The organism is Oryzibacillus soli, from assembly GCF_051594765.1.
GTDB lineage: Bacteria > Bacillota > Bacilli > Paenibacillales > NBRC-103111 > Paenibacillus_AR.
The window spans coordinates 49,177-62,396 of the sequence record NZ_JBPPGJ010000002.1; the positions used below are offsets into that span (position 1 = coordinate 49,177).

The following is a 13,220-nucleotide window of genomic DNA, read 5'->3' on the forward strand; positions in this document are numbered from 1 at the left end:
GGCTTAGTGGCCTCCTTTCTTCTTGTCGGTGGTATAGTCGCGCTTCCGAGGCTCGATCAGGGATGTGTCCACATCCTCGTAGGAGATCTTCGGACCTTCCGGCGTATAGGTGGCAATGGTGGTCTTCAGGAACTGCTCGTCGTTGCGCTCCGGGAACTCCGGCTTGTAGTGGGCGCCACGGCTCTCGTCGCGGAGCAGCGCCCCCAGCGTCATGGCCTCGCCCAGCTCCAGCATGTTCCACAGCTGGCGGGTAAACGCCACGCCCTGGTTGCTCCAGCGGGAGGTGTCGTTGATGTTGATCTTCTTGTAACGCTGCTTGAGCTCCTTGATCTTGTCGATGGTCTCCTGCAGCTTTTTGTTCGTCCGGACGACGGTCATGTTGTTGTTCATGTAATCGCCCAGCTCTTTGTGGATGACGTAGGCGTTCTCGCTGCCATCCATCTTCATCAGGCCCTCATACTGATCGGTGCGCTTCTTCTTCTCCCGGTCGAAGACGGAGGAGGAGACGTCCGCCGCATGCTTATCCAGGCCCTTGATATATTCGATGGCCTTCGGGCCGGCCACCATGCCGCCGTAGATGGCGGAGAGCAGCGAGTTGGCGCCGAGACGGTTCGCCCCATGGTATTGGTAGTCGCACTCGCCGGCTGCGAACAGTCCGGGAATGTTGGTCATCTGGTTGTAGTCGCACCACAGGCCGCCCATGGAATAGTGGACCGCGGGGAAGATCTTCATCGGGATCTTGCGCGGGTCGTCGCCCATGAACTTCTCGTAGATCTCGATGATGCCGCCCAGCTTGATGTCCAGCTCCTTGGGGTCCTTATGGGACAGGTCCAGATAGACCATGTTCTCGCCGTTGATGCCCAGCTTCAGATCCACGCACACGTGGAAAATCTCCCGGGTCGCAATATCCCGCGGCACCAGGTTGCCGTAGGCCGGATACTTCTCTTCGAGGAAGTACCAAGGCTTGCCGTCCTTGTAGGTCCAGATCCGTCCGCCTTCGCCGCGGGCGGATTCGCTCATCAGGCGCAGCTTGTCGTCGCCCGGGATGGCCGTCGGGTGGATCTGGATAAACTCGCCGTTGGCATAGCGGACGCCCTGTTGATACACGGCCGATGCCGCCGTACCGGTATTGATGACCGAGTTGGTCGTTTTGCCGAAAATAATGCCGGGACCGCCCGTTGCCATAATGACGGCGTCCGCCACGAAGGAATGGATCTCCATGCTGCGCAGATCCTGGGCGGTGATTCCGCGGCATACGCCTTCGTCGTCGATGACCGCCGACATGAATTCCCAGTGCTCGTACTTGGTGACAAGCCCCGCCACCTCGTGGCGGCGCACCTGCTCATCCAGCGCATACAGGAGCTGCTGGCCGGTGGTGGCGCCTGCGAAGGCGGTGCGGTGGTGCTTGGTGCCGCCGAACCGGCGGAAGTCCAAGAGACCCTCGGGCGTACGGTTGAACATGACGCCCATCCGGTCCATCAGGTGGATGATGCCCGGTGCGGCATCACACATCGCCTTGACCGGCGGCTGGTTGGCGAGGAAGTCGCCGCCGTATACGGTGTCGTCGAAGTGCTCCCACGGGGAGTCGCCCTCGCCCTTGGTGTTGACCGCTCCGTTGATGCCGCCTTGGGCACAGACGGAGTGGGAGCGTTTGACCGGAACCAATGAGAATAAATCTACATGAACGCCGGCTTCGGCAGCCTTGATCGTGGCCATAAGACCGGCCAGGCCGCCGCCGACCACGATAACCTTGGAGTTAGCCATGCGGGTGGATCCCCCTTAACCTTAAGATTTAACGAATCCCGCTCCGATGGTGGGAACGGACGAATGGTTTACTTGTGAGCGGATGTCAGCACGGACGTATTCTCGAAGGAGACGTCAACGAAGGCGGACAGAGCCAGGATGAACATAGCGGACATCAGCACGAACACGCCCATCCAGATATAGGAGGAGACGCGCTGAGCACGGGGGCCGACGGTAATGCCCCAGCTGACGAGGAAGGACCACATGCCGTTGGCGAAGTGGAACGATGCGGATACCACGCCGATGACATAGAGCGCGAACGCCCAAGGCTGGGTCACGATGTCGTGCATGCGCACGCCCAGCTCCTCGTGGGTGATGTTGCCCAAGGACACTTGAACGCGGGTCTCGAACACGTGCCAAGCCACGAAGATCAGCGTGATGACGCCGGTAATCCGCTGCAGCTTGAACATCCAGTTGCGGAAGTATCCGTAGTTGGAGGTGTTGTTGCGGGCGGTGTACGCCACGTAGAGCCCATATACCCCGTGATACAGAAGCGGCAGCCAGATGCCGAACAGCTCCAGAGCGAAGACCAGCGGCAGGCTGTTCAGCCACTCCACTTTGTCGATAAAACCGGCATGCCCCTCGTTAAAGGCCGCATAGTTGGTCAGCAGGTGCTCAACCAGAAAGCCGCCTACCGGCAATACCCCTAATAACGAGTGGAGCTTCCGGTAAAAATAAGAGTTCCCTTTCATGTCTGGTATTCCCCTTTCGAGAATTTCAGCCGATATCCAGCTTGGTTACGTTTGCATACAGATAAGCCCATTCTATTTTCCCATATTTCTCCTAGGAAATATACAAGAATCGGCAAATGTGAACATTCCGTGACACCTCCTATGTTACTGCTTTCTATCTTATAATGGAAGTGCGTATTTCTTATAATGGGTTATGCTTAAATGATATAAGTCATAGACACCTTGGCAAAGAAAGGGACCTGCACGATGTATGATAACTTGGAGGTTTTCGCCGTTGTGGTGGAGCAGGAGAGCCTGAATAAGGCCACCCGGGTGCTGAACCTGTCCCAGCCCGCCTTGTCCCGCAAGATCATGCACCTGGAGGAGGAGCTGGGCGTCGCCCTGTTCGACCGGAAGGGCAAGCGGCTGGAGCTGACCCGGGCCGGGCACCTCTGCTATGAGCATGCCATGAAGATGCGGGCCTTGAACGAGGAGTTCATGCAGAGCCTGCGCCCCTTCACCACCGATGCCACACCCAAGAGCATCACCATTGGAGCCAGCCTGACCACTCTCCAATCGACCCTCCCGGAGCTGATCCATCTGTTTACGACGGATTTTCCGGAGACGGACATCAAGGCGGTCACCGGCAAAACCCACGAGATCGTCGGTCTGGTCCGCGAGAAGAAGGTGGACTTCGGACTGATCGCTTCGGAGATCGACCACCCGGAGCTGGAATGCTACCCGCTCTTCGACGACCACCTGTGCCTAGTGCTTCCCGAGGGGCATCTCTATGTGGGCCGTTCGGATCTGTCCATGGAGGACCTGAACGAGCTGCCGATGATCCTGTTTTCCAAGGGGACCTGGTACCGCGTGCTCATGGATGAGCTCTTCGAACGGCATGCCTCTTACCCGAACGTGAAGATGGAGATCGACTCCTTCGAGGCCATTCTCCGGCTTGGCGTTACCCTAGGCTGCGCCACCCTGCTGCCCGCCTCCTATCTGAGCACCAAGCTGATGGAGACCAGCGGGATGACCGTCACCGAGCTGCCGGAGCTTGCGAAGGCCAAACGGACCACATGTCTCATTCTATACAAGGAAGCGGCGCTTCAACCCTCCATCCGCAGCTTCATCGACCGGACCAAGGGAGGCTTCCCTTCGGCTCCTCTGCTGCCGGGTGCTGACCGGCGGACGAACCGGTAATGTCCCGCCGACCCCCTATCTTGAATGCACTTCTGATCGCTGCGCAAAGGGCCGATAATCGGCCCTTTTTGCTTTTGGTGAGCTAAGGATTATTCCCGTTATGCCCTTCCCGTGCATGGCCCTTCCGGAGTGTCCGCCTCGGACCTGAAGGCCGATACCCATAGAATAACGAGCAACTTCGGGCAAGAATGTATAATATCGGCGGATATTCATCATAATCATAACCCTACATTGCTATCCAATGCATATGATTATAGTCGTGCCGCGCCGGCCCCCCGTATAATTAGGCTCGTAAGGCAAGCCAATCAATACGGTGGAGGAGAACAGAACATGACATCCAAAAACAAAAAGTGGGTCGCTACCATCGGCACGCTGACTCTCGCGGCAAGCGTCGCAGCCGGCTGCGGCGGCAAAACATCCGAGGAAGGCGCCGCACCAAGCGCAGCGGCTTCAACCCCCTCGGGACCGATCAAGATTACAATGATGGGGAACCTGCAGACCACGGAGGTTCCTTCCGATAAGATCGAGAAGCTGCTGGAGCAGAAGACCAATACCGAGCTTGATATCCAGTGGGTCCCGGACGGCTCCTACGATGAGAAGTTCCAAGCGGCGCTGGCAACCTCGTCCCTGCCCCAGGTTGCCTACCTGAAGAACAATTCGTCCTTCGCCCTGTTCCGCGACTCCATCAAGAGCGGGCAGTTCTGGGAGATCGGGCCGTATCTGAAGGATTACCCGAACCTGAGCAAGCTGGACCAGAACGTGCTGAACAACACCAAGATCGACGGCAAGCTCTACACCCTGTACCAGGAGCGGCAGCCGGCCCGGATGGGTCTGATCTACCGGAAGGACTGGGCGGATAAGCTGGGTCTGGCAGCGCCGAAGAACATGGACGAGATCTACACCATGCTGAAGAAGTTTAAGGAAGCGGACCTGGCCGGCGGCGGCAAAACCATTCCGTTGTCGGACCGCAACGATCTGTACTACGGCTCCTTCAAGCTGTTCTCCACCTTCTTCGGCACGCCGAACGGCTGGGGCGAAGTGGACGGCAAGCTGGTGCCCGAGTTCATGACGAAGGGGTATACGGATACTCTGAAGTTCTTCCGGAAGATCCATCAGGAAGGCCTGATCAACCAGGACTTCCCGGTTACGAGCAAGACCGACTCCCAGAACCTGGTGTACACCGGTCGCTCCGGACTGTACATCGGCGCCATGGCCGAGGTGAAGAGCTTCTTCGACAAGACCACGAAGAACGTGCCGGAGGCCCAATTCGAGGTCACCAACGACATCGTGGGACCGGACGGCAAGAAGGTCACTTGGGGTCTGGGCGGCTACGGTACCCTGGTTCTGTTCCCGAAGTCCTCGGTTAAGACCGAGAAGGACCTGAAGGCCATCCTGTCCGTCATGGACAAATTCTACTCGCCTGAAATCGCCGACCTTCTGAAGTACGGCAGCAAGGAAGACGGCCACTACACCCTGAAGGACGGCAAGGTCGTTCCGAACACGGACGCCAAGCTGATCGAGAAGGAAGTGCGTCCGTACCTGAACCTGGCTCTGGCCGATTCCACCAACGTGACGCCGTCCTTCTTCTCCATGGCGGTGCATGAGAAGGCCAACAACCTGTCCAACGAAGCGGTCAAGTTCATGATCACGGACCCGACGCTCCCGCTGGACTCCAAGACCAACAACGAGAAGGGCGCCCGTCTGGCTGACCAGATCAAGGACGCCACCTATCAGTACGTTCTGGGCAAAATCGACGACGCCGGCTTCCAGAAGGCCGTAGACAAGTGGAAAGCGGACGGCGGCCAGAAGATCATCGACGAATACAACGAGCAATATAAGAAGAAGTAAGGCCGCATATGTAAACAACAAGAGGCTGTCCCTTAGGACAGCCTCTTGTTGTTTAGCACGCCGCCAACTCGCGCACCTATGAGTCTAGCCTCCTCCTTGTATCCCCAAGAGGCGCTTCACCCGCAGCTCCAGCTCGAGAATCGAGAACGGCTTCGCCATATAGTCGTCGGCACCCGATTGGAGCCCCTTGACGATGTCCTTGCGCTTGTTGAGCCCGGACAGCATCAAGATCTTGACGCCGGCTGCCGTCGGATCGGAGCGTACCGCCTCCAAGAGCTCCAGGCCGCCGAGCTTGGGCATCAGGGCGTCGACAATGGCGGTATCGGGCTTCTCGGCCCGCAGCAGCCGGAGTGCCTCCTCGCCATCCACCGCCTCCAGCACCTCGATCTGCTGCTCCCTGAACTTGGCGGCCAGGAGAGACCGGAGCACATCGTCGTCGTCGGCGATCAGGAGCTTCTTCCTAAGCCCCGCACCGTAGGAGGCCGGTTGGTCCGCTTCCTCCTCCATCCGGGATTCGTATACGAGCACCCGGTCTCTGCCCTCCGTCTTCGCCGCATACATAGCTTGGTCAGCCCGGTGGATCCAGGCCTCCTTCCTATCGCCCCAACGCCATTCCGCCACACCGGCGGAGAAGGTGATGAAGAGCTCCGTCCCATCATGGAACGCCACCGCTTCCTTCCGAATTCCCGATAGAATGCGGTCCATCGCTGCCTTCGCCTCTTCTCCCGCCGACCCGGGCATCACGATCACGAACTCCTCGCCCCCATATCGGGCCAAGAGATCCGTGGGGCGGAGCTGACGCTGGAGATGGTAGGCCAATCCCTGCAGCACCTGGTCACCAGTGGTATGCCCGTACGTGTCGTTGATCTTCTTGAATCGGTCGATGTCCAGGAAGACGATGGACAGCGGGGCCGGGGAACGTTTGACCCGCTGCAGCTCCAATTCCAGCTGGTGGTCAAAGTAGCGGCGGTTGTTGATCCCCGTGAGCGGATCCAGGAACGCCATCTGCTCATAGGTCTTGGTCCTCTTGATGAGGCTGTGGATCCGAGCCTCCAGCTCCTCGTATTGAAAGGGCTTGGTCACGTAATCGTCGCTGCCCAACCGGAAGCAGCGGACTTTATCGGCTACATCGTCTCTGCCCGAGAGCACGATGAGAGGGATCCAATTCAGACTGGGGTCCTCCTTCATCGTCTCGAAAAGCTCGTAGCCGGAGCGGGGCTGCATCATCAGATCCAGCAGAACGAGATCGTACTTGCGCTCCCGAAGGAGTCCCAAGGCATCATCCACTCCCTCGGCCTCCTCCACCTGATAGCCGTCCATTTTCAAACGGCGGTACAGGTAGGTCCGGAGCGCCCGGTCGTCATCGATAATCAGGACCCGGCTCCCCTGTATACCCAGGGTATCGGGTACAAGGCCGGGCTTCTTCTCATCCAGCACCAGCTCCTGAAGACTAAGCTCCAGTTCCAACTCCAGCAGCTTCACTACATCGAGGGCCCGATGCCGCCATTCCGGCACAGCGGAAGACGGCTGCTCCTCCTGGGCCCACTCCCAGTCGGGAAGGCTTTCCAGGGCAATGGCTCCGATCCTCTCCAAGCCGAACACCGGCGCGCTCCCTTTGGTCGTATGGAGCAACCGGTAGACGGCCTCCGCTCCCGCGTGGAACGGCTCAGCGCCGTTGTAGCCTTGGAGCAGCTCCCGGAGCTCCCGCAGCCGGCTCTCCATCTCCCGGAGATACAGGCTGCGCCCTTCCTTCAGCAGCCGCTCCGGGCGGTTCTGCCGATTATGCTCTGTTTGATGTGCCTGTTCCCCGTTCATCCTTCTCAATATCCACCTCGATAAAGTCCGAATTCACCTTCATCTGTTTCACAGTAATGCCATTATGCTGGAGCGATTCGCTCAGTACCCGTTCGTTCTGAACGGGGAAGAGGAAGGATGCGGCGGACTGCCTTTCAGAGATCAGATGCTGGGCCAGCTCCAGCAGCCGTCCGATGGTGAAGGGCTTCTTCAGATACCGGCCCTTGTCCGTTTCATAGAAATGGTTGGGCTGCTCCAGTACCGTAGACACGATGACCGGCGTATTCCGGTGCTCGGGATGCTTCAACAGATCTGCGATGAAGTCCCAGCCGGACCGGACGCCCGACAGCTGTATGTCCACGATGCATAGAAGCGGCTCCGACGCGGACTGCTGCAAGGAATAAGAGGCATCCTCCGCGCTGCTCAAGATAACGGTCGGCAAACTCAGCTTATCGAAGGAAACGGAGATCATGCTGGCCAGATTCGCATCATCCTCCACGATTACAACCTTACCGGACAAGTCCTTGTGCTGGTACGCAGGCAGGAAAACCGTGAAAACCGATCCGTCTCCGAGTACCGATTCGAAGCTGAGCCGGCCCCCGTGGGCTTCGACGATCTCCTTGACGATCGCTAGCCCCAGGCCTGTCCCGCCGATCTGCCTCCGGTCCGTATTGTCCACCCGGTAGAATTTGGAGAACAGCATGGGTTTGGCGTCCTCCGGTATCCCCAATCCGTAGTCCTTCACGTCGATCCGGATATAACCGTCCTCTCGGCTTGCAAGGATATCCACGGCTTCGGCGCCGGGCGAATATTTCACCGCATTGCTGATCAGATTGTGCAGCACCTGCGTGATCCGGTCCCGGTCTCCCAGAACCATCAACGGTCCGTCTTCCGCCCGGATTCGGATCGTATGGCCGTTCTTGCCCTGCCATTGGCCGGCTACCATGTCAACCAGCTCAAGCAGCGGTACCGGAACGGGCTGGTACAGCTGCTTGCCCGACTCCATCCGCTGCAGGTCCAGGAAATCATTGATCAGATTGGAGAGCCGGTTCGCTTCGCTGTGGATGGTCTCCAAATACCGTTTTTGCTTGTCCTCCGGCACGCTCCGGTGCAGCAGAATCTCAATGAAGCCGAGCACGCTGGAGAGAGGAGTCCGAAGCTCGTGGGAGACAATGCTGACGAACTCGTTCTTCATCTCATCCACTTTCTCTTCCTCCGTCCGGTCCCGGAAGACCATCAGGAAGCCGCCGCCGGCAAAGATAGTGCCCTCCACGGCGTTGACATATAGTTCGAAGTACCGGCGGCCTTCGGGTCCGTCGACCATGAATCGCTCGTGGATGGCGTCAGCCGCTCCCTCGAGGATCCCCTTCACCTTCAGAAGGAGAGAGCCGGCCTCGCTGCAGGCGGTTCGGGCAAGACATTCGCAGAAGTCGTCCAAGGTATGGGACTTCTCCTGAATGTAGCCGAAGAAGCTGTTCATTCTCCGGTTGGCGAAGATCACGTTCCCATCTGCGTCCAGCATCAGCATTCCTTCATGGATCGCCTCGTTGATCTGGCGGATCAGGTCGCGCTGCTCCTGCAGCAGAAGCTTCTCGTGGATCAGCTCGTCGTTCAGTTCCCGGAGCCGGCCCGACTGCTTCTGCCGGTCCTCGTGGAGAACCTGGGCTTGGAGCGCCATGCCGAACTGGGCGATGATCCCTTTATGGGGACGGACGGACTCCTCCGACAGCGACTGGCCTCCGAAGGTGGTCAAGAGCAGGAAGCCGTAGACATTCTGGTCCGTATCCAGAAGAGGCACATAGAGATCCAGCGCCCGGTCATACAGCGGAAGGCCGGAGGCCTCATGGCGGGTCAAGCCGCGCAGGCGGGTGATGGTTCGTTTCTCCGAGAAGATCCGTGCCGACGGCCCGTACAGCTCGACGCTGCCCGGTTCCAGATGGCCGGCGGGATAACCGGTGGCATACACGACCGTACCCGTTCCTTCCCCGGCCTGTCTGCCCAGCACCACGGCCGCCCCGTCCGCTCCCAGAACCTGAAGGAGAAGCGGGACAGATGTGCCCAGGAACTGCTGCAGATCCATGAATCCCGTCAGCTTCTCCTGGTAGGAGGACAGGACCTCCAGCTCACGTTCCCGGGAAGTCAGCTTCTCCAGAGTCTCGGACTGCTCCTCCTGCTGGGCGATAATCTCTTCATTCTGAGCCTCCAGCTGGTCCCGCTGGGTAATCAGTTCCCGGTTGAAGGATTCGAGCACCTCCTGCCGCTTCTTCAGCTCCTCCGTCATGAGATGAATGCCCCGCTGCAGGTCACCCAGCTCATCGGGCCGGTCCGTCCGGCCCACCGGATCCGTATAATCTCCTCCCGCGATGCGGGAAACGGCGCCGCTCATATATTCGATGGGCGTCACCACGGTCTTGCGGACATAATGGACCAGATAATAGCCGACCAGGCCGGTCAGAAGGATCATGCCCGTCGGCACTAGTAGCAGCCAATAGCTCATGTCCTTGTTCCGGCGGACCAGATCCTGGACCCGGCTCTCCTGAAGCGCCAAAAGGTTATTAAAACGTTTGTTCGCCCCATCGATCGACGGGGTAATCTGGGTTTGGGACAGAAGCTCATAGGCGTGGATATCATTATTCTGCTTATAGAGGACGCCCTTCTCCATTTGGCCGCCCAGGTCGTGCCATACGGATTCGATATAGGCCATTTCGTCGGTTTGGCGGACATCTCCGCCGCGCTCCGCCATCGAGCTTCGTACCTTGCTGATTCCGGCAAGAAGTTCCTCGATATTGGTGAAGAGCGTATCCAGGAATTCCGGACGCCCGTACGCGATATACCCCCGGTAGGAGGAGACGATGGTCCGGGACAGCCGGTCCAGCTCCTGGACCTGAACCTGCTCCCGGAATTGAATCTCAATGGCGCTGCCGATGTCACGATTCTGCACGTTGACGATGGTGCCCAAGAGGATCACAAGCAGAGAAGCAAGCGCGATCATCAGAGTCGTCCAATACGAGATGCCGGAAGCAAGCCCGCGCTTGCGCTTCAGGTTCATCCTTCTACTCCCCCTGGCCGGAGGTTGCTGACAACAGCTCCTCCACAGCCGCAAGCAGCTGAATGGGGCTGAAGGGCTTCACGATGTAGGCCGTCACCCCGGCCGCCTTGGCCCTTTCTCGGTCTTTCTCCAACGCTTTGGCCGTCAGGAGTATGACCGGCACCCGGCAGTTGGGATTACTCTCGGCCGCGCGGAGCCATTCGCAGACCTCCACGCCCGTTTTCTCCGGCATCATAAAATCCAGGATCAGGAGATCATAGGCCTCCTGCTCCAGCAGCCGCACGGCTTCCCCGCCGTCCTCCGCTTCCGCGATGTCATAGCCTACATCCGAGAGCGTCTCGGAGATCAGGAAACGCAGCGCCATCTCGTCATCTGCCAGTAAAATCCGTTGTGTCATAGGGCTGGACTCCTTATCTATTAGAAGATCAATGTTATGATAATGATTCTACTATATATGTCGAAAGAAGTGAGTGATTTTTGTATAGCGGGATCAAAAATAAAACCGGATCCTCGGTAGGATCCGGAATATTCCACTCCGGCCGGCTTATCCGACCGTTAGCACCTCGTAGCGCTCCGACAGCTCGATGAAGCGGGCCATCCCCGAGATCTCGCCCGCATACATCCGGTCGGCGATCTCGTAGTAATCGACGCAGGTTTTGCAGGCCAGGACCGGGACCCCGCGGCTCTCCAGCTCCTTCAGGTGTACGGAAGCGAAGGATCCCTCCGTCAGGGCCAGCACCCCGCGGTTCAGGCAGAACACCGCCTTCGGCAGGTCCTCCCTCTGCTTCAAGAGGGTCAGGAACGTCTCCAGAAGCTGCTCCCCCAGCTCCCGCTCCCCTTGCCCCATCGTATCCGCTGTTAACAGTATCACTCTCTCCTTGGACATGCCGATCGCTCCTCCACTTTGTGTTAAAGCGGCCTCCGCCGCTCTCAGATGCTCCGTCCAGGACCCGGACGGGATCTCCGGGCGGCCAGCTTCTTCAGGGAAAGAATACCACGTCCGGACAAAAAAAAGAACAGAGACGAAGGTCTCTGCTCTTAGTGGCTTCCCTGCGGGATCAAGTCCCGGTCCCGGGTCTTGACGATGATCTTGCGGATGCTGTCCTCCGACAGATGATACATCTGGATCAGCTCCAGGATCGTGGAGCCGTCCTTGTAACGCCCGTAGATCTCCATGTTCCGCTGTTCGATGATCATGCGCGTGCCGTTGTTCTCACCCCAGCCCGCCCGTTTTTGCTCCCGCTTGGGAATGTATATGATCTCGCCTTGGATATAATCCTGCAGTTGTTTCAGCAAGCTAGGGGGAAGAACGTCCTTTCCATTCTTGTAACTCATTATAGAGTACCTCCTGGTTAAATGTCGTTTGGATGAAAGAGCCGGTAACATGCATGTTGTTGCGGTGATTAGGAATTCCTGCAAGCAGCTTCATCATTGACACACCTCCTTAAACTGGTAGTTGTTGGTAATTTTCAGAAAAAAGGCAATAAAAAAAACACGATAACCACATCGTGCCTGAACGGAGCCCATCATATTCATGGTCAGGTGGATGGTTAACTTGCCACTTGCTATTCAGTTGTGGTACACCTCTTGCATTGTGCGGAAAAAACGGTCAGCGATAATCATTTCCTTCACCTCTCCTCTCCCAAAATGTACCCACGCCGGATAGGCGTGTGGTCTTTTCCATTATATAACATGCATCTTATGTATTCAAGCCTGATTTTCCACAGGATTACCATCCCCTGAAGACTGTTAAGGCGCGATGCCCGTACCCGGAAGTCGAACGTGCAATCGCAGATGATACCTGCTTAAGACTTGTAAAAAGGGGACCTTTCGGTCCCCTCCCCTTTGACGAACGGCTTCCGCTGTTAGGCGGAAACCACCCCGTTAAAAGTAATCAAATCGATCACGCTCCTTTCATAAGGATTCGCCGGCTCCTTTATTAAGCCATACATCCGCCTTGCTTCTCAAGGGAACGAATGGGTATAAAGGATCTTTCCGGAGATTATGAGCCTTGGCTCAGGCCAGCAACGCAATGAACGCCGATTCCCGCCGATTCCAGCTCGCTCCGAAGCCGAACGGCGAAGGCTGCAGCGTGTGGGCTGTCGCCATGAAGACACACGGTGTCCGCCTGGATCGTCACGGCGCTTCCGTCCGAGGCGACTGCCGTCCCCTCCCGAACCATGCGGAGAACCTGTGCCACGGCCTCCGCTTCCTCATGCAGCACCGCCTCAGGCTGGGAGCGGGGCACCAGGGTCCCGTCCGCCAGGTATCGCCGGTCGGCGAACACCTCCGACGCCGTGGCCAGTCCCCGGGCCTGCCCCGCCCGGAGCAGCTCGCTGCCGGACAAGCCGAACAGCACCAGCCCTGTGTCGAAGCGGGCGACGGCCTCGGCGATGGCGTCCGCCAGGCGGCGATCCCGCGCCGCCATATTGTACAGCGCGCCATGGGGCTTCACATGCCGGAGCTGTCCCCCCTCCGCACGAACGATGGCGTCCAGCGCGCCGATCTGATACAGCGTCATGCCGTACGCCTCGTCCGGCGTTATCCGCATCTCCCTGCGGCCGAAGCCCTGGAGATCCGGCAGACCCGGGTGGGCGCCGATGGCCACGCCATGCTCCAGGCACAGCCGGACGGTCCGCCGCATGACTGACGGATCCCCCGCGTGGAAGCCGCAGGCGATATTGGCGGAGGAGACCCTCTTCAGCAGGTCCTCGTCCCGGCCGATGACGTAGGCGCCGTAGCTTTCGCCCAGGTCGCTGTTTAGATCGACGGTCATCCGCTTTGTAGGCTGATTCATCCAGTGGCCTCCTCACTTCGGGTCGTGCAGACCCTGAATCGATAGATCAACTCTGAAT

At 58.4% G+C, this 13,220-nt stretch carries 10 protein-coding genes; 2 read left to right on the plus strand and 8 right to left on the minus strand.

The genetic code is table 11. The annotated features are described in order from the left end of the window. Positions 1 to 3 precede the first annotated feature (3 nt). Positions 4 to 1,764, minus strand: coding sequence for a succinate dehydrogenase flavoprotein subunit (gene sdhA / locus ACSEXW_RS02205; protein WP_438444462.1), 1,761 nt, complete (start codon positions 1,762 to 1,764; stop codon positions 4 to 6). A gap of 68 nt (positions 1,765 to 1,832) precedes the next feature. Further along, positions 1,833 to 2,495 carry a succinate dehydrogenase cytochrome b558 subunit gene (locus ACSEXW_RS02210; RefSeq protein ID WP_438444463.1) on the minus strand — a complete coding sequence of 221 codons (663 nt, stop codon included), beginning with the start codon at positions 2,493 to 2,495 and terminating at the stop codon, positions 1,833 to 1,835. A gap of 246 nt (positions 2,496 to 2,741) precedes the next feature. Here ACSEXW_RS02210 and ACSEXW_RS02215 point away from each other — a divergent pair, with 246 nt between their 5' ends. Next, positions 2,742 to 3,674: a LysR family transcriptional regulator gene (locus ACSEXW_RS02215; RefSeq protein ID WP_438444464.1), complete on the plus strand. Its 933-nt coding sequence runs from the start codon at positions 2,742 to 2,744 to the stop codon at positions 3,672 to 3,674. A gap of 330 nt (positions 3,675 to 4,004) precedes the next feature. Beyond that, entirely contained in the window at positions 4,005 to 5,522 is a 1,518-nt protein-coding gene (locus ACSEXW_RS02220; protein ID WP_438444465.1) for an extracellular solute-binding protein, read from the plus strand. Between the two features lie 84 nt (positions 5,523 to 5,606). On the opposite strand, the gene ACSEXW_RS02225 is transcribed toward ACSEXW_RS02220, so the two are convergent. The 6 genes from ACSEXW_RS02225 to ACSEXW_RS02250 all read right to left on the minus strand — a co-directional run bounded on the left by ACSEXW_RS02225 (position 5,607) and on the right by ACSEXW_RS02250 (position 13,162). After that, entirely contained in the window at positions 5,607 to 7,337 is a 1,731-nt protein-coding gene (locus tag ACSEXW_RS02225; protein WP_438444466.1) for a response regulator, read from the minus strand. After that, on the minus strand, positions 7,303 to 10,365 hold the full coding sequence (locus ACSEXW_RS02230; protein ID WP_438444467.1) for an ATP-binding protein: 3,063 nt from the start codon (positions 10,363 to 10,365) through the stop codon (positions 7,303 to 7,305). The genes ACSEXW_RS02225 and ACSEXW_RS02230 overlap by 35 nt, the downstream gene beginning before the upstream one ends. A 4-nt stretch (positions 10,366 to 10,369) precedes the next feature. Continuing rightward, complete coding sequence (locus tag ACSEXW_RS02235) at positions 10,370 to 10,762, minus strand: response regulator (protein WP_438444468.1); 393 nt, start codon at positions 10,760 to 10,762, stop codon at positions 10,370 to 10,372. A gap of 147 nt (positions 10,763 to 10,909) precedes the next feature. After that, entirely contained in the window at positions 10,910 to 11,251 is a 342-nt protein-coding gene (locus tag ACSEXW_RS02240) for a DsrE family protein (protein ID WP_438444469.1), read from the minus strand. A 152-nt stretch (positions 11,252 to 11,403) separates the two neighbouring features. After that, positions 11,404 to 11,700 carry a CD3324 family protein gene (locus ACSEXW_RS02245; protein ID WP_438444470.1) on the minus strand — a complete coding sequence of 99 codons (297 nt, stop codon included), beginning with the start codon at positions 11,698 to 11,700 and terminating at the stop codon, positions 11,404 to 11,406. 667 nt (positions 11,701 to 12,367) lie between these two features. Next, positions 12,368 to 13,162, minus strand: coding sequence for a 5-oxoprolinase subunit PxpA (locus tag ACSEXW_RS02250; protein ID WP_438444471.1), 795 nt, complete (start codon positions 13,160 to 13,162; stop codon positions 12,368 to 12,370). Between the last annotated feature and the right edge of the window lie 58 nt (positions 13,163 to 13,220).